General features: G+C 60.3%; 14 protein-coding genes. 2 read left to right on the top strand and 12 right to left on the bottom strand.

The window, feature by feature from the left end; genetic code table 11:
• Positions 1-3: 3 nt before the first annotated feature.
• The 3 genes from AC07R1_RS22180 to AC07R1_RS22170 all read right to left on the bottom strand — a co-directional run bounded on the left by AC07R1_RS22180 (position 4) and on the right by AC07R1_RS22170 (position 1,292).
• Positions 4-564: a YbhB/YbcL family Raf kinase inhibitor-like protein gene (locus tag AC07R1_RS22180; RefSeq protein WP_011058553.1), complete on the bottom strand. Its 561-nt coding sequence runs from the start codon at positions 562-564 to the stop codon at positions 4-6.
• A gap of 223 nt (positions 565-787) precedes the next feature.
• Positions 788-1,036, bottom strand: coding sequence for a BrnA antitoxin family protein (locus AC07R1_RS22175; protein WP_011058552.1), 249 nt, complete (start codon positions 1,034-1,036; stop codon positions 788-790).
• Positions 1,014-1,292, bottom strand: a complete 279-nt coding sequence (locus AC07R1_RS22170; RefSeq protein WP_495110947.1) for a BrnT family toxin — start codon at positions 1,290-1,292, stop codon at positions 1,014-1,016. Before AC07R1_RS22170 ends, AC07R1_RS22175 begins: the two co-directional genes overlap by 23 nt.
• 260 nt (positions 1,293-1,552) lie before the next feature.
• Here AC07R1_RS22170 and AC07R1_RS22165 point away from each other — a divergent pair, with 260 nt between their 5' ends.
• Entirely contained in the window at positions 1,553-1,822 is a 270-nt protein-coding gene (locus tag AC07R1_RS22165) for a hypothetical protein (RefSeq protein WP_053148398.1), read from the top strand.
• A 48-nt stretch (positions 1,823-1,870) separates the two neighbouring features.
• Complete coding sequence (locus AC07R1_RS22160; RefSeq protein ID WP_495110946.1) at positions 1,871-2,488, top strand: DUF4291 domain-containing protein; 618 nt, start codon at positions 1,871-1,873, stop codon at positions 2,486-2,488.
• A 710-nt stretch (positions 2,489-3,198) separates the two neighbouring features.
• Here AC07R1_RS22160 and AC07R1_RS22155 read toward each other — a convergent pair.
• The 9 genes from AC07R1_RS22155 to AC07R1_RS22115 all read right to left on the bottom strand — a co-directional run bounded on the left by AC07R1_RS22155 (position 3,199) and on the right by AC07R1_RS22115 (position 22,685).
• Positions 3,199-3,612 (bottom strand): hypothetical protein, encoded by a 414-nt coding sequence (locus AC07R1_RS22155; protein ID WP_495110945.1) that lies wholly within the window; start codon positions 3,610-3,612, stop codon positions 3,199-3,201.
• A gap of 137 nt (positions 3,613-3,749) precedes the next feature.
• Positions 3,750-4,328: a hypothetical protein gene (locus AC07R1_RS22150; protein WP_495110944.1), complete on the bottom strand. Its 579-nt coding sequence runs from the start codon at positions 4,326-4,328 to the stop codon at positions 3,750-3,752.
• Positions 4,325-13,699: a hemagglutinin repeat-containing protein gene (locus AC07R1_RS22145; protein ID WP_495110943.1), complete on the bottom strand. Its 9,375-nt coding sequence runs from the start codon at positions 13,697-13,699 to the stop codon at positions 4,325-4,327. Before AC07R1_RS22145 ends, AC07R1_RS22150 begins: the two co-directional genes overlap by 4 nt.
• A 27-nt stretch (positions 13,700-13,726) precedes the next feature.
• Positions 13,727-14,044, bottom strand: coding sequence for a ShlB/FhaC/HecB family hemolysin secretion/activation protein (locus AC07R1_RS22140; protein ID WP_065363335.1), 318 nt, complete (start codon positions 14,042-14,044; stop codon positions 13,727-13,729).
• Positions 14,045-14,531: 487 nt separating this feature from the next.
• Positions 14,532-15,056, bottom strand: a complete 525-nt coding sequence (gene pgaD / locus AC07R1_RS22135) for a poly-beta-1,6-N-acetyl-D-glucosamine biosynthesis protein PgaD (RefSeq protein WP_011058546.1) — start codon at positions 15,054-15,056, stop codon at positions 14,532-14,534.
• Entirely contained in the window at positions 15,056-16,405 is a 1,350-nt protein-coding gene (pgaC, locus tag AC07R1_RS22130; RefSeq protein WP_019093523.1) for a poly-beta-1,6-N-acetyl-D-glucosamine synthase, read from the bottom strand. The genes pgaD and pgaC overlap by 1 nt, the downstream gene beginning before the upstream one ends.
• A gap of 3 nt (positions 16,406-16,408) precedes the next feature.
• Positions 16,409-18,406: a poly-beta-1,6-N-acetyl-D-glucosamine N-deacetylase PgaB gene (gene pgaB, locus AC07R1_RS22125; protein ID WP_011058544.1), complete on the bottom strand. Its 1,998-nt coding sequence runs from the start codon at positions 18,404-18,406 to the stop codon at positions 16,409-16,411.
• A gap of 14 nt (positions 18,407-18,420) precedes the next feature.
• Positions 18,421-20,907 (bottom strand): poly-beta-1,6 N-acetyl-D-glucosamine export porin PgaA, encoded by a 2,487-nt coding sequence (pgaA, locus tag AC07R1_RS22120; RefSeq protein ID WP_011058543.1) that lies wholly within the window; start codon positions 20,905-20,907, stop codon positions 18,421-18,423.
• Between the two features lie 275 nt (positions 20,908-21,182).
• A complete protein-coding gene (locus AC07R1_RS22115; RefSeq protein ID WP_495110942.1) occupies positions 21,183-22,685 on the bottom strand; it encodes a YdgA family protein in 1,503 nt (500 codons plus the stop codon).
• Positions 22,686-22,821: the final 136 nt, after the last annotated feature.

Raw genomic sequence — 22,821 nt, 5'->3', positions numbered from 1 at the left:
CACTCAGCGGGAATAGCGGCGCACCACACTGCTGTTGCGCAGTACGTGACCGTTGATCTTTTCCAGCAGTTGGGCGCGGGTCAGCCCGGCGGGCAGAGCTTCCGGCGGCAGGTCCAGGGCGTAGATCTGGATGATGTAGTGGTGCGCGCTGTCACCCACCGGCGGGCACGGGCCCATATAGGAAGTACCGTTGCGGCTGTTGAGGCCGGCCAGCCCTTCCAGGTTCGGCTTGTTGCCGGCACCGGCGGGAATCTGCCGGGTGGTGGGCTTGATGCCGTAGTGCACCCAGTGATCCACGCCCTGGCCCTTGGCCCCGTCCGGGTCGTGCATGACGATGGCGTAGCTCAAGGTCCCGGTCGGGCCGGCAGTCCAGTTCAAGGCCGGGGAATTATTGTGCCCGCCACAGCCCTTGGCATCGCTGGCATTGCCCGTGGTGAACAGCCGGTCATCCGAAACCCCGGGAATGTTCAGGGTAAAACGCTCCTGGGCCTGCACGGGCAAGTGCAGGCACAGCAACGCGGCACCAACGGCCAGCCAAGTATTGCGGGAGGCAAAGCGAGACATACGAAAGCACCTTATTTGCGGATGAGGTCAGGGTGAGCACAAGACTATAGCCTGCACGAAAGAGCGCACTCCTTCGCACCAGGCAAGGGAGCAGATTGAGCTTGAGGACGGGGGTAGTTGTAAATGAATATTTCAGACAGGAATCGCAATGGCGACCACCCTCCACAGCCGGCCGGAAAGAGCGGCGGGCCATCCGCCCGCCTCCTGAAATGATGCACAGGCCTCAGTCCCGGTGGGCCTGCATGTACTGGCGCAGCAATTGGTTGATCCGCGTCTGGTAACCCGCGCCCTGGCCCTTGAACCACTCCAGCACATCGGCGTCCAGGCGAATGGTCACGGCCTTCTTGCCCGGCAGGTGCACCTCGGCGCGGCGAAAGAAATCGTCATCCAGCTCGGGGATATCAGAAGTATCGATGCCCTGGTCATCGGTTTTCGCCAGGCGATCCCAATCAGTTTTCGATCCGTTGGACATAATATTTAGCCTCCCGCTTAGTGGCTTTTCGCGCCGAGATAATGCGCATCGCTTGGCCTCGCCGCTCGGTATGGACCACCACGCCCACCAGGGCCCTGATCCAACCGAGGCTGGCCCAGCGCTCCTCGCCGTAGTCCAGGCGCTCATCGCGCAAGGACAGCACCGGGCGCTGGAACATCAGCACCGCATCGTTGAAATCGATGCCGTGCTTGAGCATGTTGGCGTGGTTCTTGGCCTCGTCCCATGCAACGTACATGAGCAATTCCGTATTTACAAATGTACATACATGCTAGCCGACCGTTCGCCAAAAGCGCCCTGGCTAAACACCTGGAAATACAGTCGCAAGCGGGATGGATGTGTACGGAAAAAGCCCTACAACGCTCTCGGAAAAGACGCCACCACACTTGCCTTGCACCCTCGCAAGCCCGCGGCTTATAGTCCGGCCGTCGCCCATATGGCGACCTGGTTTGGCGACCGGAGTAACGAGTACATCGATCCATTAAGCGAGGTGTACTAATGAACCGTTATATATCCCTAACCGGCCACGACTGCCTGATTCCTTCCCTGCTGATCGACACCCAGGCGCCCATCGATGTGTTGCACGACGCCGCAGCCTTTCGCATCCGCGCCGCGACCCAACTGCTGGAGAACTTCGCCGCCGAGACCCTACGCAGCGAACCGGTGCTACTGCAGGAACTGACCCTGGTGTGCAGCATCCTGCTGCGCGATGGCTGTGATCTGCTGGATGTGACATCACGGCGCCTGCAACCGCAGGCCGAACTCTAAACACCCCAGGGCGGCTTCCCGGCCGCCCATTCTTCATAAGGAAATGCCATGCATAAACCCGCAACAGAAATCCCCGAGCGCCAGATCCGCGCGCTCTACGACGCCGACACCATCCGCGTCTACCAGGCCTACTCCGACAACATCGCCGACGCCGCCCTGGCCCACGGCACCTTCGTCTCCCCACCCTTCAAGATGGAGCGCATGACCTGGATAAAGCCGTCCTTCCTCTGGATGATGTACCGCGCCGGCTGGGGTTTTAAGGACGCCGGACAGACCCGCATCCTGGCCATCGACATCAGCCGCGAAGGCTTCGAATGGGCCCTGGCCAACGGCTGCCTGAGCCATGTCGACGAGTCCATGAGCAAGGAAGAGTGGTTGAAGTTGAAAGACCAGTCGCCGGTGCGGATTCAGTGGGACCCGGAACGGGATCTGTACTTGCGGCCACAGGAACATCGGGCCATTCAGATTGGCCTGAGCAAGGAGGCCGTGCAGTTGTATGTAAATCAGTGGATCAAACGGATGACCGATATCACGCCACTGGCGCATTCGATTCACCGACTCATTCAGGAAGGAGACTTGGAAGGAGCCAGCAGGCTGCTTCCGCAGGAGCGGGAGTACTCAACTGTATCCATTGATATAGTTCACAACCTCGGGAGCTTCAGTTAAGTAAGTGAAGTCCCTAAGTCTTTCGACTCAGCGACTCAGAAAGCGGAAACGCGCATCTGATCGACCCCACTTAAAATTAGGTGTGATAGCACTTAAAAAACAATACTCAGCAGCGAGCTCTCGCAACAATAAAACTAGAATTACTGAGCCCCCGAAACAAATATATATTCACGCCACCTAAAAAATTGTCTTTTTAATCCTATAGAAATACTCATTTTCTATAGAATAAAACCTCTCACTCCACCTTCAATTAATCTTTCACAAAAAGTTCTATACATAATCAAGATCGAACAAGGGAAAATGGAAAGTTAATAACTTCGCCGTCAACACAGGCCCAAGGGGGGGGGGGGCGTGAGTGATTTCTTGGCTATGCTTGAGTCAAATGGCATGAGTGATGTCATAAGCTCATCCAACGAATCACTATACTCAATACCTATAATATCTGAATCGCCACCTATCTTCCCTATTAGCTCTCGCTCAAAACCATCCGTCAGAAAAGCACAACTAAATACCTGAGGTATTCTATAGTAAAAAATCGAACTAGTTACGACACCACTATCCGTCATTGACTCGCGCACGCAAGTCTTCCTCAGAACTAGTCGAAAACATGAATATCAAATCTGTCACTTTCGACCTTCTCAAAGTCGAAATCTCTCTTCCCATCCGCAAGAAAAAACTACAAACCCAATTATCTCTGCACCAAATAACAATCAAGAAATACATTTACACTCAACATCAGAAAAAGCAAAATCAACCATAACTTTATTAAGCCTAAAAATATACTCAGTAAAATCCGGAACAACTCCAAAAAGACAAACTCTATTTATTGAAATAGACAACGATATACAATCCTGTCGAATTAAGAACTCACCTCCAAACCTACCATCGAAAACCATAGCAATGCCAATCTTCCCAAATGGCGAGTGAGAGTCGAGAAACTCCTTTAAGTTGAAATGCTCAGCAGACTTTTTCTGCCAATCATAACTGTCAACATCTGACGACAACAAAAATAGAACATCCCCTTCAAACTCAAAACTCCACCCAGAGTCAAGGAGTGCCATTACTATATCTTTTGGACTACAAGGCCGAGACAGATTTACATCTACAGATGCTTGGCTACCCATATTAATATCCCTTTTTAATTCAGCTACTCCTTGGCATGCTGTGGAATTGGTATATTGGAGTAGGCATCAAAAGGATGCGCCACTATCGTTCTATGACCCGAAGACTGGTAAATCAGAAAAACCAAGCTTTATCCAAGTCAGAGTAAAATCTCTCTCAAGCTTTCTTTAAGATTTTGAAAAATTAACGACTCAGGAATTATTGAAAAATCATCTGACTCATCATGCAGTCCATGAACAGCAAGAAAAACATCTCCAGAGTCCAATGAAAATGACAATCCAACCTGACAGGGACGCTGCGAAATTTTTATAGACTCGTATACTCGTTGTAGTACTGTAATCTTCACAATCCTACACCCGACAACCCTATGCCAGAAATCATTAGAATATAGTGGATCGACGGACGATATTTCGTGCAACTCTTCATCCCTGTCCAATGGTTCATCTCGCAAATAATTGCCTCCGGCATCTTTCTCTACCCAAACCACCACAGAGTTCAATGATGGGTCACTGGCAATACCCAAAACAACACCTGTTTCCATTTCAATCGTCGCAGGGCCAGCCGTCAGAGAAAATACATCTTTCGGAGCTATTCCATAATCACCTACCACCTCCTTAGGGGGCCACCAACTATAACGTTTTATAGATATCAATTTACACCCGACAAGCTGCCTTAACTCATCTGATATATCTGTTGGAATACAAGATTCGGAATTCATTTACCTACCGCCTTCTGAGCCTGTTGAATGAGCAAATCAATCATTCTTAGATTATTATATGACGGAGGGACACCCACCTTGACGTCCAAAGGATCGGAGATAACGACACGGCCATCTTTCGCAATTAGGAACTGCAAGTCATTGATTCTGATATCACCATCTACCATGGTCTGACGAATCGCTTTCAAATCAGAAACACTTCTCTCATTAAGCAAACTGGACTCACCAACAACTCTTATCTTACCATCCTTTAGTTTTACAACATCCTTAGATCCTGATGCAAATTTCTCATATACCAATGCAGGCTGACCATCTATTAAAACTGGACCACGAACATTTACAGTTGGCAAACCCAGCCTGTCAAGCTGGTTTAGTATCGATAGTTCCTGATTAAGACTTTCTATTGATTTTCCTTCGCGAAGTACTCCAACGGCTTGATTGTCACCATAGGCAAATACATCTTTATTTCCTCCTCGCCCCAATAACTCGCCTAGATCCGCATGTTCAATTTTCTTAGGAGGCTCTCCGCCAACCTTTGCCGCACCTCCTGTACCGAGAACGCTGGTCAGCGTCTCAGAAGTAACCTTCTTTCCTGTCTGCTTTTGCAGCTCCATCAATGCTCGGACGTCGCTGAGCTGCTCCGCTGTCAGTTTGGCCGCTCCACCGGCGACCAATCCGGCTGGTAGTGCCTCACTCGCCACAAACTCAGCCAACCAAATATTGACTTCGTTAACGCACAGTACCGGATTAGCCTTGCAACCAGCCATGGAAGCACGGGCAAGAGCAATGACTTCAGGAGCCGCTACAGTGGCGGTTACAGCCGCCAACATCGCAGCAGAAAGTACTAGACCACCGCTAGCTCCTTGCTGCGCAATCTTGCCTTTGCACTCGATGTCACAGTCTTTGTTATTGGATAACCAAAGCGCGAGATTAGTACCAACCTCCATGCCCATGGCATTGTTCTCGGCCGCATTCTTGGCGGCTTCACCACCGGCTACGGCATTGGCAAAGTCGCCGCCAACCAACCCGCCCAGTAAGCCACCGGCCAATGTTGATAGCGCCGAAATCTGCTGCCTTTCGGCCTCTGTCAGTTGATCAACGGATTTGTTCGGGAACAGCTTGGTAGCGACTAGCTCTCCGATACTGGCCCCAGCCGCACCGGCCAAAGCAGAGTTCTCTTGCGACTTGGCCAATACGGCACCAAGAACTGCGTGAGCCATGACTCGGGCTTCAAGATTGTCGGGGATACTTTCCTTGATCAGCCCAGCCAGATAAGGGGCCGATGCGCCCACCAGCGCCTGGCTGAAATTGCCCCCCGCCAGTCCTTGTACCGCTGCTGTAACGGCCTGTGCCGCACGCTGGAGATTGCTACCAGTACCGTATTGCTCCATTACGGTTTCGTTGACCTGCTTCGCAATCTGCTCACCCGTTGGGGAGAGATTGCCTTCCTTAACCAGCTTCTGTCGGGCAGCTTCGAGCATCTGCGGGTCTTTCTGGGCCTTGGCCGCCTCGATAGAGCCCTGGGTGCGAATAATGTCCATCGCCTGATTGCCAATATCGCCAATCAGCTGCGCTTGACGCAGGCGTTTCTGCTCTTTCTCCTTATCAAAAATCGGGCTCAGGGCGTTATTGGCGTGTTCGACATCGCGACTTAGGGCCACCACATCCTGCTGCTGTTTGTCCGGGTTACGGACCGTGATCTGTCCATCAGAAACAGCGGCGTAAGTGGTGCTGCTGTCATGCCCACTGTTGTTGCTACCCACCAACAGCAGGCTGCCCATATTGCCCATGAACATCGAGCCCAGATCGCCACCAGTACCGCCACTCACGCTCTGATGCTGGCTGCTGAAGTCGGCCTTGTTGCGAATGTCGGACCACCCCAGCGTGCCGGTGTCGAGCTTGTTCTTGTCGGCACTGGCGGTACTGGCAAGCACGCTGCCATTGAGCTGGGTGTGTTCACCGACGGTGACTTGATAGCCATCCTTGCCGGCAAACAACCCTGTCTGCTCCTGCACACTGTCGAACCTGGACTTGATCTTGTCCTGGCTGACACTCAGCGAAGCACTGCTGCCACTGCCGATGATTGCGTAGCTCACACCAGCACTGACGTTGGTCTGCTTGGAGTCAAAACGATCGCTGTCCTGCAAGCTGGTCAGGGTCAGGTTGCGGCCAATATCGGCCACCACCTTCTGTGCGTTGGCCTGCGCCCCTTCCAGGGTCGTGTCGCGGCCACTGTTCAGCGTCAGTTGGTTGCCCGCATTAACAGTTGTTTCAGTCCAGGTGGTGCCGTTGCCCTTCTCCTTGCCAACACCGCTGTTGGCATTGGCGAAGACCGACAGGCCGCCACCACCGGAACCCACTCCCAGGCTGATGCCGATGGCACCGCCACCACTCTTGTTGGAGCCATCGAGCTTCTGGGTATTGGCACCGGCCCGCAGATCTATATCGCGTGCGGCCGACAGCAACACATCGTGGCCCGCCTGCAGCTTGCCACCGACCACCGACAGGTCGCCGCCGACATCTGATGGGCCGCTGCCAGTGGCAATCACCCGCAAATCGTTACCCGCGGTCAGGCTGCTGCCCTGGCTAACACTCTGGTCCTGCGCCTGCTTGGAGCTGGATTTTTGTGTACCCAAGGACAGGGCAATACCGAAGAAGCTGCCTTCCTGTGCACCAGACTCAATGGCCTGCGCACCCTGCCACGCCTGGTAGCCAGACAGCCCGGCCTTGATCCCCTGCAACGCCGCCAAGCGGCTGTCATCTTCCTTCCGCGCGTCCTGCGCAGTCTGTACCGCAGTGTTCACCGCCGATCCCACAGCCCCCGACAAGGCAAGGGTCAAACCGCTTTTCTTGCTCTCCTGATTAGTCCGCGTGCTGCTCTTACTATCGGCATCGAGGATGCTGACGTTCTGCCCGATCAGGCTGATGTCCTTACCCGCCACCACATCCGAGGCTTTGACCGTCAGATCTTTACCGGCGGTGACCACCACGTTGCCCAGCACGCTACCGACAGTACTGCCCTTCTCGGTCTGGCCCTGGATCTGCTGTTTGAAGCTGTTCTTCGACGAACCCAAGGTGACGCCAATCCCGCCGGAACTCATCAGACCGGACTTGCTGGTGGACTGACTGTGCTGCGAGCTGAAGGTCTCGATGCCGCTTTCGATACGGATGTCCTTGCCCGCCTGGAGGTTGGTCTGCTCGGTGGACACCACATTACTGGCAGACACCAGCAGGTCATTCCCGGCCTGTACCAGCGTGGTGTTACCACTGAGGGTCGACCCCGCTAGCGAAGTGCGACTCGACGAATCCGCACTCTTCTTGCTCGTGCTGGCCAGACCAAACCCGCCCGACTTGGATCTCGCTGAAGCGCTGAACTGGCTGTTCTGTGCCGCTTCCACGTTGATATCGTGACCGGCGAGAACAGACAGATCACCTTTGTCACTGTTCACCGTGGAACCGCTGATATTGATGTTATTGGCGGCAACGACGTTGGTTTTGCCTGTGGCTTGAATGACCGAGGACACGGCCTCCTCGCTGCCTCTTTCGGTCATCGTCGACTTCTTCTTGCCCCATGAGCCTTTCTTGGTCTTGGAGTAGTAGGAGTAGTCGCTGTTCTCTGCAGTATTGAGGTTCAGGTCGTTACCCGCATAGAGATACGCCTCATCCCCCGCCGTCACCCGGCTGGCCGTCAGCGCAAGGTCCTCACCGGCCTTGAGCGCCACATTGCCGCCGGCGACCAAGGTGGTGCCCACCTGCTGAACATGATCCTCCTGGCTGGTGACCTTCTTGGTCTTGCTATACGCATGCTGCTCACTGGCCGCTGAAACCAGGCTCAGGTTTTCCGTGGCGGTCATCGCCACATCGCGCTTGGCTTCGATCTGGCTGGCGATGGCGGTGATGTCGCGCCCGGCGCTGATGGCCAGGTCGCGACCGGCCTGCAGGCTGGAGCCGTTCTGGGTCACGCTGAGGTCGTTGTAGCGCACGCCGCGGTCGTTGCTGACCACCTGTTCCACAGCGCTCAGGTTGACGTCGCGACCGGCCTTGAGGCTGGTGTCGGCTCCGCTCTTGAGTACGCCGCCGTTGTTGTTGATGTCGCGCCCGGCACTGATCACCAGGCTGTTCGCCGCTTCTACCCGGGCGGCGTTGTCGACGAAGTCGCGCTGCTGGGCGTAGCTGCCGTTGCTGCTCTGGTGCGAGGTCAGGGTGCGCTCGTTGATGACGTCGCCCCAGGTTGCGGCGAGGCTCACGTCACGCCCGGCGATGATGCCGCCGGCCTTGTTCACCAGGTCGTTGCCGGCCAGCAGGTCAAGGCGACTACCGGCTTCCACCAGGCCGCTGTTGATCAGGTTCTGCCCGGCCTGGGCCGACAGGTTGTTGGTCGCGCGCAGGGTGCCGACGTTGTTCAGGTCCTGGCCGGCGATCAGGTTGACGTCGTTACCCGCGATCAGGGCGCCGTTCGGGGCCAGTCGGTTCTTGGCCTGGGCCAGGTAGAGCACGGGCACCAGCACTTGTTCGCCGTTCACTTCATGGCTTTCCAGCCAGACGATGTCGTGGGTCAGGGCCGCCACCTGCTCGGAGGTCAGGGTCACGCCCACCGACAGGTTGAGCTGTTGCCGGCTTTGAATGGCGTTGTCCATCAGGTACTTGAACAGCTGTTCGTCGCTGTTCTGGCCGTCGATAAAACGCTGGCCGGTACGGGCTTGTACCTCTTGTTGAATCAGCTTCTGCTCGTAGAAGCCATCCCCCAGGCGTTTGGCGCTGTCGTCCGGGTTGTAACCGAGGCTGGACAGCAGGTAGTCCGAGCTCATGAACTGCTTGAGGTCGGTGAGTACCGGGTTGGTTTCTATCAGGTACTTGTGCGGCCGGGTAAGGTTCGCGGCATCCGGCAGGCCGGCGATCTGCGCCGGAGCTGGTGCGGCGCTGCTGCTCTGACCACTGAGGCGGAACAGACCGTTCTGCCCAGCGGGCAGACTAAAGCCAGGCAGGGCCAGGGGGTTGACCTGTTGCTGGGTCAGGTCTGGGGGCAGTTGCGGGCTGAGGCTGATGCGAGTGGCGAAGGCGGTACCCGGTACTTGGGTATCGGTACGCGCACCGCTGCCGACATAGGTGTAACCCGGACGGACCACGCTGCTATCGAAACCATTGCCGGCCTTGATGCTCACCGCTCCCCCGGCCTGGATCACTGCGGCATAGCTTTGATCACCACCGGCGAGTTTTTTCGTCGTCCCCAGGCCGACCCACTCACGTTCGGTCATGCCGATAAAACCGGCCAGCGCGCCTTCCAGACCACCCAGGTCATCAGGCGTATAACCCGCACTCTGGAACCAGTATCGGTTGGTGACAGCGTTAGCGACGTTGTACCAGGCACTGGCATTTTTGGTCCGCGCCGACATGAACACCCGGATGGTTTCGGTCTCGCCGGTTTCCACGCCGCTGTGGGTCAGGTTGTTGACCGTGGCTATCAGGTTGCCGGCCGCGCTGATACTGCTGCTCTGGTTCAGCAGGTCGCCGGCGTTGATATTCAGGTTGACGCCAGCGGCAATGCTCGACGCCGCACTCGCTTCGGTGACTTCGAATTTGTCGCGCTGAACGATCTCCCACACGTGATTGCGTTTGCCGCCACAGTCACCGGCGTTGTAGCCCTCGATGCAGGCGACTTCAGCGATTCTGGCGGTGTAGATGCCGCCGTTGTTGGTAGCCAGCACATCGCGCATGTTCTCAAGGGTGCTGGCTGCAAGCGTCATGGAACCATCGCTTTGCAGGGTGCCGGAACGGTTGGCGATGCGGCTGGCCAGAGCCCCCTGACCATCGCGATCGATCGTCAGATGACCGAGGCTGTAAACGTTGCCGTAGCTGTTGGTCAGGGTGTCGACCCGCAGCCCCATGTCGTCGCCACTGAACACTAGCCCGTGATCGTTGAGCAGGCCGCCGGTGGTCAAGGTCAGGTTCTGGGCAGCCCCAAGGGTGCCCTGATTGTTGATGCCACTCGCGTTGAGCGTGAGCCCGGCCGCAGCGCTCAGGCGCCCTGCGTTGTTCAACTGGCCGAACACCGAGACTGTGGTGTTGCCGCCGCCAGCAATACTGGCACTGTCTGCCAGGTCCACTTGGGCAGCTTTTAGGTCCAGTTGCCCAAAGCTGCTGAGTCGGCCCTTGCTGCTGTAATGACCACTGAGGTCGATATTGACGCCTGCATCACTGCCGATCAGGCCGTCATTGATCCAGTTCACGCCGCTGCCTATCAGGCCATTGCCGGCTAGGAGCTGGCCCGTACGGGCCTGGGTCAGGTGGTTGACGTTGACTGTCAGTTTCCCGGCCTGGATCGAGCTGCTGTTGGTCCAGCGTTCGCCTTCCAGGGTCAGCTGGCCGGCGGTTTTCAGGCGCCCGCCCACATCCTCGAGGTTGGCCATGGACAGGCCGAACAGGCCGTTGCCGCTGTGCAGCACGCTGCCACCACGGTTGTTGAAGCTGCCAGCGTCGAAGGCCAGGTTTTGGTTGGCGGTTTCCAGAGAGCCATCGCGGTTGTCGAACAATCCGCCGAGCTCCAGCCGTGTATCGCCACCGTCTCCCAGGGCGCGCAATTGGCCGGTCTGATTGTCGAGGCTGGCGGCCTTGATCGTCAGGCTGCTGTCGCTTTCGATGATGCCCTTGTGGTTATTCAGAGCGCCGCTGAGGTCGAAATTAATCTGCTGGCCAGCGATTTGCCCGTTGTTGCCGCTGTTGTCGAAATGGCCGCCGCTAACTTTGACAAGGCCCTTGGCGTAGAGGCCACCGTTGCGGTTATCGAAATCGCCGGTGGTGATCAGCGCATCGCCGCTTTGCGCGGAAATCCGCCCGCCGTCGTTGTCTATGCCAGCCAGGGCCTTGAGGGTCAGGCGCTGGGCCTGGGTCACGCCGCCCTGGCGGTTGTTGCTCGGGTCATAGCCGTTTTTCAGCACGCCGCGAAGATCGGCGATCATCGAGCCTTGCACGCTAGAAAGCACGCCCCCACGGTTATCCAAGTGGCCGGCGCCGATGTTCAGGTTACCGTTCCTGGCCAGGATGCGACCACTCTGGTTGTCGATGTCGCCGGTGCTCAGGTTCAGAGCGCCTTGGCTCTGCAGGGTGCCCTTGCCATTGGTGAGGCTCCCGGCCTGAACGTGCAGGCCGCCGGTCTGGCTGTAGATCAAGCCATCACCGCTGTTCTGCAGTGCGCCGTCCAGGGTCAGGGTCAGTGGGTCGTTGGCCATCAAGGTCCCACGGTTACGATTGTCCAGGCTGGCAGCGAACAGGCTCAGCAGGCCCTGGCTGGCCATCTGGCCACCCCGATTGTCGATCTGCCCAGCGCGTTCGATGCGCAGCGGGCCGCCGCTGGCCAGCTTGCCGTGGGTATTGTTCAACGCGCCCAACAGATTAAGGGTGACGGCGGTTTTGCCGGTGAAAGTGCCGGTGCCATTGTCCAGGTCGGTGCCGGTAAAGGTCAGGTCACCCGCGGCGTCAAGGGTGCCGCCCTGGTTGCCCAGGGTCATGGCCTGCAGGGTCAGGGTCGCGGCACTGTCGATGGAGCCGCCCTGGCTGTTGTCCAGCCGGTCGCGCAGCTTGAGGCTTTGCTCGCCGGCGCTGGAGATCACCCCCTGGTGGCTGTTGTCGAGGCTGGCGGCCTTGACGTCCAGAGCCTGCTGGCTGACCAGGCCACCGCCCTGGCTGTTGTTCAAGGCGTCGCTGAGGGTGACCTCGACACCGCCCTTGAGGCTGGAGACGGTGCCTTTGTTGCTGTTGTTCAAGCCTGTGCCGTTGAGGGTCAGGCCCTGCCAGCCCGACAGCAGCCCGCCCTGGTTGTCCAGCTCAGCGCTGCCGGTGATGGTCAGGGTCTGTTGCGCCAGTACCACGCCGGTGAGGTTGTCCATGCCGGCCAGTACCAGGGTGCTGCTGCCCTGGCTCGACAGCTCGCCACCGCTGTTGCCCAGGTGGCCCAGGGTGGCATTGAGGGACTGCTGGCTCTTGATCAGGCCGCCCTGGCCGTTGCGCACTTGCTCGGCATCGAGTTGCAGGCGCTCGGCGCTCAGCAGCTTGCCCTGATGACTATTATCCAGAGCCCCGGCACTGACCGTGACCTGGCGCTGCCCGCTCAAGGTGCCGCCCTGGTTGTTCAGGGTCTGGGTGGTCGTGACCGTCAGATCACGGCTGGCCACCACGCTCTTGCCGCTGTTGTTCAGGTTTTGCGCCGTCAGCGTGACATCGCCATTCGGGTTGCGGCTGTTGTTGAGGTTGACCCCGGCTTCGATGATGCCCTGGTTGCTCAGTTGGCCACCGCTGTCCAGCTGGATGCTGTCGCGGGCGGCGAGGGTTTTCTGGCTGCTCAGGTCGCCCCGGGTTTGCACCTTGAGATCGGTGCCGGCGTAGACCGCGCCCTGGGCCTCCAGGCTGCCGGCCTTGATCGCCACCGCGCCCTTCTCGGCAGTGGCGTCCGCCATGCGCAACTGGCCGTTGGCATCCAGTTGGATATCACCGCCACTGGCAATCAGCTTGCCGTCGAGCTTCACCCCGACCCCGGCCTCGGTGCCCACCAGTTTGATCGCCCCGGCGTACATGCCGCCCAGGGCTGATGAGTCGATGGCCAGTTGCGGTGCATCCGCCGGGTTGGCGGTGCGGGCCGTGGCGTTCAAGGTCTTGGCGTCGACGTCGTTGGCCCCGGCGACCACCGCCAGGTGCCTGGCCTGGATCTCGGCGTTGATCTTGGCGCTGCGGGTGATGATTTCGAACTGGTCGATATTGCTCGCGTTGAGGCCCGCACCCTCGATGGCGACGCTGCCCTGGTCCACCTGGTAACGCTGGAGCTGGCCGTTCTCGATCACCGGCTTGCCGGTGGTCAGGGTGGCCTTGGGGGTGTTGATGAAGCCGCAGCCGTTGCAGGTCACGCCGTAGGGGTTGGCGACAATGACATGGGCCGCTTGCCCGGCCACTTCGGTGTAGCCCTTGAGCTGGCTGGGGCTGCCGCCGTTGACCTCGTTGAGGATCACATTGGCCGCGCGGCCACCCAGGTTGGAGTTGCCGAGAATGATTCCGCCGAGCTGGGTTTCCTGGGTGCGGCCGGTGGCGTTGTTGAGGATCAGCCCCTGCTGGCCGACGTTGTAGTCGCTGAACTTGTTGTGCGACAGGCCGCCGCCATTGGGCGTGGCAATGTTGACGATGGGCACGCCATTGCCGGCCTGGCCGAGGCTGGTGCCGCTGCCGTTGACCACGATGCCGTCGGCCATCGCCACCACGGGCTGCCAGAACATCACGTTGGCCAGGATGAACGCCAGACCGCGTTTGGACAGCCCCCAGAACGTATCCCGCGCTTGCAGGGTGGCGGAAGGCTGGCGGGCCAGAAAGGCGAGTTGGCGAACGTCCATGTCAAAAGCCTCAATGAATCAGTGCAATCAGAGATAGAAATCCAGGCGGAAATGGGTCGGGGTTTCCCGTTCACTCAAGGCTTCGGGACGTTCGAGGGAATGGGTAAAGCTCACGCCGGTGACAAGGTGGTTGCCCATCGGGCGAGTCCAGCGCAGGTGGTTGCGCCAGCAGTAGCCGCTGTCGCCGTTCAGGCTCGGGTCTTTGTAGCCGCGGATGAAGGACTGGGCGCCCAGGTTGAAGGTGGTACCAGGCATCGGCGCGACAGCGGCGCTATGCAGCGCGCTAAACAGCAGCAGGCAGGACAAGGCACAGCACAACCTCATCCCGAGCGTGGAGAGAGACATATCCGATCCTTCGAAAGCGTGACGACAAGAGCTACGAAGGGCGTGACGCTAATAAGCTATTACTGCATCGTCAAATGACTGCCGCAGAATCGCCAATAACAATCAAATCGAACTTTCAAGCAACTTTACGAGATAAGAAACATGCAATTCCATTATGGAGCCGCCCATTTTAAATTTTGAAATATTTAAAGTAAAAATCATCTGAAAGCCTTTTAAATCAAGGCTATAGAGTTTTAAAAAGTTTTAGCAAAAGTTTGAAATTGCACACTTAGAAGAGCCAACGCCCGTACGCAAGAACCCTGGCTCTCACTCTCTCGCTACGATTAAAGAACAACTCACCCACAACCACATCCGTAGCGACAAACCCATGCAGAAACCCCAAATAAATCAATAACGCATTGATTTATTTACTGAAAATAGAATCAGACAATTCCCTCTGCAAATTCAGAAGAGCCGTACCCCCCCAGGGCTCATCCCCCCTGGGCAATCAATCTTCTCCTGTCTTCTTGCCTTCATCCCCTTCCGAACGCAGATGGATCACCCGCGGTGGCGGTTCCACCCTCAGCGGCGGGTGCTGCTGGTCTTCGGGAAGAATGCGATAGAACTGCGTGGTGACGTGGCTGATACCGCCTTCCTCGTCGTTGTGCACGATCATGGTGCCGGGCTGGCGCATCTGGGCGAAGGTCGCGTCGTTGAGCTTGAAGGTTTCGCTCAGGCGCTTGTCGTCCACCACGGGTGCCGGCAGCCGGGGCGGGTAGCTCTTGTTGCGACGCTGGCGGTAGCGGGCCCAGGAAATCAGCAGCACCGCATTGAGTACCGCCACCCAGGCATAGAACTGCAGGGTGGTCAGGGCATCGAGCATGCCCGCTTCGATCCGCGGCCCTTCATGGCTGTCCAGCAGCGGAATGAGCCCACGAACCAGCAAGTACAGCAGGCCTACCCAGGCCAGTACGGTGAGGACAACGTCGACGATCACCATGAACGGACGCTGGCGGGTTCGGATGATTTTCATCAGCGCACCTCCTCTTCGTCATCGATGGGTTTGATGCCGCGGTCCGGGCTGACCCAGCGCGCGCGTTTCTGGTGTTCGCCAAACAGCACCCGGGGAAAGCTCACCAGAGTGGTGAACAGGCTGATGAACCAGAACACCAGCGGGTACCAGACCACCCAGAACATGGTTTTCCACAGGTCTTTTTCATAACGGCGGTCGATCAGGATACTCACCGCGAACTGGGTCAGGCAGACCATCGCCAGCACCAGCCCGGTGAAGGCCGGCGGGACGATGGTGTGCACCGCGATGGCCTCGGGCATGACGATGAACTTGCCCAGGGCCCAGAAGATCACCGACAGCAGGAAGGTGAAGGCCCAGCCGGTGGACAGGCAGTAGTCGAACAGCAGGGTCCAGAGGTAGCGGTGGCGCCACTCCCAGATCCCGCGGATGTTCTTGAACAGCACCTCGGCGCCGCCCTGGGCCCAGCGCAGGCGTTGCTTCCACAGGCCGCGCAGGGTCTCCGGCATGAGGATCCAGCACAGCGCCCGCGGCTCGAAGAACACGTACCAGTGGTCCAGTTGCAGCTTCCAGCTGATGTCGATGTCTTCGGTGATCATGTCCGGGCTCCAGTAGCCCACCCGGTGCAGGGCGGTGCGACGGAAGGCGACGATCACCCCGGAGACGGTGAAGACTTTGCCGAACACCCGCTGGGTGCGCTTGATCAGGCCGATGATCGAGGAGAACTCGCCCACCTGGACCCGACCCACCAGGGTCGAACGGGTGCGGATCCTTGGGTTGCCGGTCACGGCGCCCAGGCGTGGGTTGTCCAGCATCGGCGCCACCAGGTAGGCCGCCGTGTTGGGCGCCAGCAGCGCATCGCCGTCGATGCACACCAGGTATTCGCTGTGTGCCGCCACCGCGCCCATGCGCAGGGCCACGGCCTTGCCCTGGTTCTGCGCCAGGTGCAACACCCGCAGGCGCGGGTCCTGGGCGGCAAGGCGGTCCAGCACCTCGGCGGTGTTGTCCTTGGAGCCATCGTTGATGGCGATCACTTCGATGTTCGGGTACTGCTGGGCCAGGGCCGCATGAATGGTGTCGGCGACGTTGTCGCCTTCGTTGTAGCAAGGAATGAGGATGCTGATCAGCGGCTCACCGGCCAGGGGCGGCGGCAGGGTGTCGTCGCTCCACGGCCAGTGGCGCTCCCAGTGCATCCAGTAATACAGGCCGCCGGCGATCCACAGCGCCGACATGAACAAGGGGTAGTAGAAGACGAAGTCCATGAGGAATTCGCCGGTCAGCACGAAGATCAGCCCCAGGGGCACGCCGAGAACGAGCGCCAGGACCACCAGCGCAAAGATACGATCCACCATGATTCAAGGGCTCCATTTGTTGGAGAGCGCGGGCCGCAGAGTCTTCAGGTCCGGTGAGTTCTCGAGGAAGTTGTCCGGGTAGTAGCCGAAATTGGTCGCGCCCTGGCGCTTGAGGCGGCCCATCCAGTCCGCCAGTTGCTGGGCGGAGAGGTCGCTGGCGGGCTTGCGGGCCCAGTCCCGGGCCTGCAGCTCGAACACCGTGCGCTGCAAGGCACCGGGGCGGGCGCGCACCTGGTCCACCAAGGCTTCGAGCCAGGGCCCGGAATGCCGCTGGCTCTGGCCTTCCATCAGCGGCATGGCCATGGGCGCGGTCCAGTCGTAGCTGACCAGGAAATCATCGAGGTTCTGGGCGAACCAGGTTTCACTCTGCGGGTTGATGATCGGCTCGGCGAACAGGTTGCGCGCGGTCTGCACCTGCGGCCCGCGAATCGCCCGGACCTTGGCGGCCAGCTCATGGGTGAAGTCGATCAGGTAGCGGCTCTTGAAGCGTGTCCAGCGCTGCAGGGTGGCCGGATCGTCGCGCAGGGCGGCCATGGAACCCGGCAGGCCCTGGGCTGCATAGGCGCGCAAGGCCCCGGGGCTGGCGTCTTCGAAATCCGAGAGCACGGCGTCGTCGTGGAACAGAATGCCGTCCACCGACGTCATGCGCGCCACGTCCTCGTAGAGGTCGCCGATCTGCCGGCGCACAGTGGGGTCGAAGGGCGACAGCCGCTGGTACTGCTTAGGATCGATGGTGCTCTGGCCGGTGGCCGGATCCCAGCGCGTGACCCGGGGCAGCCGGGCGTCCAGGGCGAAGCTGAGCACCGGCATCCAGGCATAGACCTTGACGTGGGCCCGGGTGCGCAACTGCCAGGCGACCCGGTCGAACAGGTCGGCGCGCATCGGCAGGTGCCGGTTGGGGAAATACAGCGACTGCACCAGGCCGTCGCCCTTGGGGTCGGCGAAGGCCTGGAGGAATACGGTGTTGGCCCCCAGGTCGGCCATGCGCTGCACCAGCTTGCCGAGGTTGACCTCCTGCTGCTTGGGGTCCGGGTCGTAGACGTTGTCCAGGTCCACGTGCACCACGCGCATGGGCGCGGCGGTCTCGGCACCGACAATGCTGTTGGAGAAGTGCATGCCGTCCGGGTCCGACACCACCAGGAAACGCGGGCTGCTCATCAGGTTGTCGAGTGTGTCCAGGCCGTCGTCCAGGGTCAGGGCCAGCTTGAAGCCCTGGCTGTCCACCACTTGCAGGGTGGAGCCGTCGGCCGTGCCGTAGGGCCAGACCCAGATCCGCGGGCGATAGCCGGCCACGGCCAGGATCTTGTTCGAGATGGCGGTCACGTCCTGGCGCATCCGCGCCTGGAAATCCGCCTCGCTTTCATAGCGCCCGGAGGCGGCGTCAAAACGGCGGGTCGCCGCCGCCGGCTGCAGGTTGCCCTGAGGGTTGGCAAGAATGCCCAGGTGGCTGTGGTCGGTATGGGCGGCGATTTCCACCAGCCCGGAACGGGAGATTTCCCGGACCTGCGCCCAGGTCAGGAACTGTGAGCGGGGCCGCAGCTCGCCGGCGAAGTTCACCGGCTGGTCGGCCGGGGTGTCGATCCAGGTGCCCACCGGCGCCAGCACCGCAGGCCAGTGATAGCTGCGCAGCACCGGCAGCACCCGGGTGTAGAAGCTCGAATAGCCGTCATCGAAGGTCAGCAGGATGGCCTTGGCCGGCAGTTCGGGGCCGCCGTTGCGCGCCGCCAGGATCTGGTCCACGGTCACGGGCCGGTAGCCGTTTTCCCGCAACCAGGCCAGTTGCTCGATCATCCGCTCGGTGCGCACCGCCACCACCCGTTGGTCCGGGTCGCGATCCTCGATGTCGTGGTAGGCAATGCCCAGCACGTGGTTCTTCGGCCAGGGCGCCTCGGTGTTGGGCAACGGCCGTTGCGCCGGGGCTAGAAAGTCGGCGGCGGGCTGGGAACAGGCGCTGAGAACCAGGGCTCCCAGCAGGAGGATGCAACGGTTGATCAGGCGCATCGTCACACTCTTCTCTAGAAGCGATAGGTAAGGTCGACAGCCAGGCGCAGGTCGGTTTCCCGATCGCCGTCGTAAGGCCGGTTGATCACGCTCAGGACTCCGCCGATGTCGAACACGTCGTTCCAGCTGTAGCGCTGGCCGTAGCTGAGCAGCCCCACCGCTCCAGTGGAGTAGCCGCGTTCGCTGTAGGTACCGGCGCCGGCCTGGAACTGTTGGCTCCAGGAGGTCTGATAGCGGTGATAGAGCACGTGGTTGACGGTGACGGTGGGCAGGACGCTGAGGTCCGCCTCGGGGTTGTAGTAGGGGGTGTCTTCCAGGGTGTTGTGGCTGGCGCCCACTTCCAGGCCGAGGTCGACCTGCACTTTCGGCGAGCGGTAGACCCCTTCGCGGCCCGTGAGCAGGGCCTCGAACCTATTGTTGCCGTCGCTGAAGTGCGACGGGCTGAGGGACAGTTTCCACTCGCGGCTTTCATTGGCCCGCCAACGCAGGAAGGCGCTGCCGCCGTTGGCGCTGATATCGCTGTTGAGGGCCCGCAGCGGGGTGTTGGCAGAGAGGTAGTCGAGGCTGCCGCCGTATTGCCAGTGATCGTCGATGTCCCGCGCCAGCGACACCCGGGCACCGGTCTTGTCGCCGTAGCCATAGGAATGGTTGGAGACTTCCGCTTCCAGGGTCATGTCGCGGGTGCGCCGCTCCACCCCCAGGACCTGCCAGCGGTGATTGCCGATCCCTTCCGAGAAGTCCCCCATGGCATAGCCGATGCCGCCGAACAGGCGCCAGTCCTCGGCGATCGGCGGCGTGTAAAGCCGGCTTTCGATGCCGAAATCACGGCTGCCGGATACCGCGCCGGCACCATTGCTGCCACCGCCGTAACTCTTGCCGCCATAGGTCATGACCCGCAGTTCGGCCATGTCGTGCACTTCGCGCTCGCGGGCCAGGCGCTGCACCTGGCGGCTCTCCGGAAAGCGCTCCACCACGTCGTCGGTCAGCGCATCCAGTTGCCGCCATTCCTGCAGGTCCTGGGCCGTATGGCCCTGGGACACTTCCAGGCTGACATCGCGCGGGGCCACGCTCTCGGTTTCCTTGAGCAGGCTTTCCGAAAGCCGGGGCCAGTCGCGCACCCGGTACAGATCGGCCTGGGCCAGGCGCACGCTGATGTTGCCCGGAGCCTGCCCCGCCAGGGTCTCCAGGCGCTGCTCGGTGCCCGGCAGGTCAGCCCCGGCCGTGCCGTCGGCACCGGCCTGGGCCGCCAGCAGTTGGGCATCGACCCAGTCGTCATTGGGGTCGCCCACGGTTTGCCCGGTGAGCTGAATTCGCTGCGGCACACTGTCGGCCAGGTCATTGGCGAGTTTCAGCGCCTCTTCCGGGCGTTCACTTTCCAGCAGCGCGTAATACAGCGCGGTGGTGTCTTCCAGGCGGTGGTCGGCATCACCGTCCGGTGCCGAAAACACACGCCGATACAGGTCCGCGGCGATTTCCGGCTGGCGCTGGTCGAGGTAGGAGGCCGCCACCCAGCGCAGGGCATACGGGGGAATGGCCACGCCGGCAGCGGTGAGCTGCTCGTATTCGCTGATCACCTCTGCGGTGCGCGCCCGGGACTTGAGGGCGCCCAGGCGGTCGATGCGCCAGCGGGTCAGGTCGTCCTGGGCTTGAGGGTCCTTGCCCCAGGCGGCGAACAGGGTGTCGTAGTCGGCCAGGGCACGGTCGGCCACCACAAAGCGCTCTTTCTCACTGCGGCTGGCCAGCTCCGAGAGGCGCACCCGTTCGGCGGCGAGGTCGGCCTGGATGCGCCGCTGGATCACCGGATCGATCAGCCCGGGGTGCTGCCGGGCCAGGCGCAGGGCCGGTTCCGGCAGGCGCGCCCGCTGCAGGGCGTAGATGTATTCGCGGATGACTTCGGGCTTGTCGCCAGCGCGGATAAACGCCTGGTCGTATGCGGCCAGGGCGTCATAAGGCTGGTTGGCGCGGGTCAGCGCGTAGCCCAGGGCCAGGCGCCGGTTCGGGTCATCGGGCTTGGCCGCCACCAGGGCCTTGGCCCGGGCCACGGCTTCGGCCGGCTGGCCGGCATCGGCCTGGGTCAGGGCCAGCCCCAGCTGCAGGTCGGCGTTCTGCGGGTCGCGCTGCAGGGCCAGGCGATAGACCTGGGTGGCGTTGTCCCACTGCTTGAGGTTGCGATAGGCACGGGCCGTAGCGGCCAGCGCCTGCGCCGGCAGCACCCGGTTGCGGCCCTGGGTCTCGTAGACCTTCACCACCTCGGCATCGAGGCCCGCCCAGCTGGCGATCTGCAGGTGGTCGCTGACCAGCCCGTTGTTCAACCGGTCCGCCGGCACTTGGCGCAAATGGTTCAGCGCCGGGGCGTAGCTGCCGGCCCGGGCCTGGATGATCAACTGGTCATAGGCCGCATCGGCGAACGCCAGGCCCGGCCATAACAGTTGGCTGCACAATGCCAGGCGAAACAGCGGACGAAGGCCGTAGCGGCGAGCGGGATGAACAGTGCGTTGCATTTCGTCAGCATCCTTACGTGGCTAGCCGGAGTTATGCGCCCCGCCCTTACGCCCCAGCCCGGACGATCAGAAGATCGACAGAGCGTCTGGGAGAATTCTTCCACGAAGGTTAGTTCAGAATTTGCAGCGCCATATTTATTCAGAATCAGATTCTGCGGGGCCTGCAGCCGCCCTCACCGCCTTGCTCCAGACAGCACAACGCCCGACCTGTGGGCTGCACAGGCCGGGCGTCAGGGGTTGCACAAGAAGGGCCGCGCAAAGCGGCCCGTGCACCTTTACTGCTGGGCGCCTACGCCCCCCAGCTTGCTCATGACCAAACCGATGAACTGCTCAACGGTCATTTTCTGGCCATTGAAGTTCACTTCGTTATTGGCATAGTGCAGGGCCGACACCACGTCATTGCCTTCCAGCTTGGCCAGTTGGGTGGACAGGGCCATGGCACTGAGCATTTCTGCAGTGGCCGCGCTTTGCTCGGCGATCAGCTTGGCATCGGTCTGGCCTTCGACCTGGGCCTGCAGGGCGGCGATGTCTGCCACCATCGGCTTGGACAGCGACAGCTTGGCATCCAGCTGGCTGACCAGTTGCTTGCCCAGCTCAGCCGGCGGCAGCTCCAGGCTCTGCGGCTTGGCCAGATCCAGGCTCAGGCTGAAACGGCTTTCACCACCGGCGGTCTTGAATGCCAGGCTTTCCAGGGCGATCTGCGGCTTGGCTTCCAGGACCTTGTTCACGGCAGCCCGTACCTTGACCTGCTCGGCGTCGGACATTTGCAGTTCCGGAGCCGGTTCACCCTCGGCAGAGGCCTCGGTGGCGGCCTTCTGATACGGCTGCAGCACGTTCTGGTAGACCTGGACCAGATCGAGCATGCCCTGGCTGTCGAGGCTCTTCATGCTCCAGAGCATCTCGGCCGAACCCACGGTCTTGCCGTCGAAGGCGATTTCGCCCACTCGGTAATCCGCACGGCCCGCCACTGTGCTGCCGGTTTCTTCGCTGAAGGTCTTCTGCTCGAAGTGCTTCAGGGTCAGCACCGACTGCTTGTCGCCGAAGGTGGCCTTCAGGCCGCTGAGTTCCAGGGTGTTCTGGCCCAGGAAGTAGTCGAAGCTGCTTTTCTGCAGGTTGCTGGCCAGGGTCAGGCCGTTGATTTCCAGTTTGAGCGGGGCCTTGTCCGGCGAGCTGAGGAACAGGCTCAGGCTGTCCATATAGCCATCGACCTTGGCCTTGCGGCGATTGTCGCCGACGCTGAAAGTGGCATTCAGGCCGGAGAACTTGAGGTTGTTCAGCTCATCCAGGGCCAGTTCCATCGGAGCGAAATCCAGGGTGCCCTCCGCGGACAGGTCATAGCCGACATTGACCACGCCCTTGAACGGTACAGCACCCTTGGTGGCGGCAAACCACTTGTCGGTCTGCCCGTTGTTCTCCAGCTCGTAATGACTGGACGCCATGACTGGCAGCCACTTGAGGCGGATCAAGCGCGAGAAAGGCAGCGGGCCGTGTTCGATATGGTCGGCGATCATCAGTTCCAGCCCACCGTTGAACACCTCGCCCTGGGTCTTGAGGCGGTAGCGGGCATTGCTGCTGAACACGCCACGCTCCAGGGACACCAGCTCCAGAGTGGCGGTGGCGTCATAGCCGATCAGCGCCGCTTGCAGTTCCTTGTTGCTTTCAATCACCTGCTGCTGCAGGACCCCTTCCAGCTTGGTGCCGGTGTACCAGGCGCCGCCGGCACTGATGGCACCTACTGCGACGACGATTCCTAACAGTACGCCTGCTGATTTATTCATGTCTGACCCGATCAATATCCGTTGTTTGAAGGTGTGGTCGTCTTCCCTGAACCCATGACGGGTTGCGGCTCGACTCCGCGTAAAACCGGCGCAGATTACCACTGGCGGCTAGGGCGAGCCCAATCTTTGAATGTGA

This window comes from Pseudomonas sp. GW821-FHT07F01 (assembly GCF_059418825.1).
Note: the sequence above shows the minus strand (reverse complement) of the source record. Positions and strands in the feature narration are given on the sequence as shown.

Bases quoted from the DNA above. Each gene is read 5' to 3' on its own strand.
- AC07R1_RS22145 (WP_495110943.1), bottom strand. From the start codon at position 13,699: ATGGACGTTCGCCAACTCGCCTTTCTGGCCCGCCAGCCTTCCGCCACC.
- AC07R1_RS22180 (WP_011058553.1), bottom strand. From the start codon at position 564: ATGTCTCGCTTTGCCTCCCGCAATACTTGGCTGGCCGTTGGTGCCGCG.
- AC07R1_RS22155 (WP_495110945.1), bottom strand. From the start codon at position 3,612: ATGGGTAGCCAAGCATCTGTAGATGTAAATCTGTCTCGGCCTTGTAGT.
- AC07R1_RS22165 (WP_053148398.1), top strand. From the start codon at position 1,553: ATGAACCGTTATATATCCCTAACCGGCCACGACTGCCTGATTCCTTCC.
- AC07R1_RS22160 (WP_495110946.1), top strand. From the start codon at position 1,871: ATGCATAAACCCGCAACAGAAATCCCCGAGCGCCAGATCCGCGCGCTC.
- pgaD (WP_011058546.1), bottom strand. From the start codon at position 15,056: ATGAAAATCATCCGAACCCGCCAGCGTCCGTTCATGGTGATCGTCGAC.
- pgaA (WP_011058543.1), bottom strand. From the start codon at position 20,907: ATGCAACGCACTGTTCATCCCGCTCGCCGCTACGGCCTTCGTCCGCTG.
- AC07R1_RS22175 (WP_011058552.1), bottom strand. From the start codon at position 1,036: ATGTCCAACGGATCGAAAACTGATTGGGATCGCCTGGCGAAAACCGAT.
- AC07R1_RS22140 (WP_065363335.1), bottom strand. From the start codon at position 14,044: ATGTCTCTCTCCACGCTCGGGATGAGGTTGTGCTGTGCCTTGTCCTGC.
- AC07R1_RS22150 (WP_495110944.1), bottom strand. From the start codon at position 4,328: ATGAATTCCGAATCTTGTATTCCAACAGATATATCAGATGAGTTAAGG.
- pgaC (WP_019093523.1), bottom strand. From the start codon at position 16,405: ATGGTGGATCGTATCTTTGCGCTGGTGGTCCTGGCGCTCGTTCTCGGC.
- AC07R1_RS22170 (WP_495110947.1), bottom strand. From the start codon at position 1,292: ATGTACGTTGCATGGGACGAGGCCAAGAACCACGCCAACATGCTCAAG.
- AC07R1_RS22115 (WP_495110942.1), bottom strand. From the start codon at position 22,685: ATGAATAAATCAGCAGGCGTACTGTTAGGAATCGTCGTCGCAGTAGGT.
- pgaB (WP_011058544.1), bottom strand. From the start codon at position 18,406: ATGCGCCTGATCAACCGTTGCATCCTCCTGCTGGGAGCCCTGGTTCTC.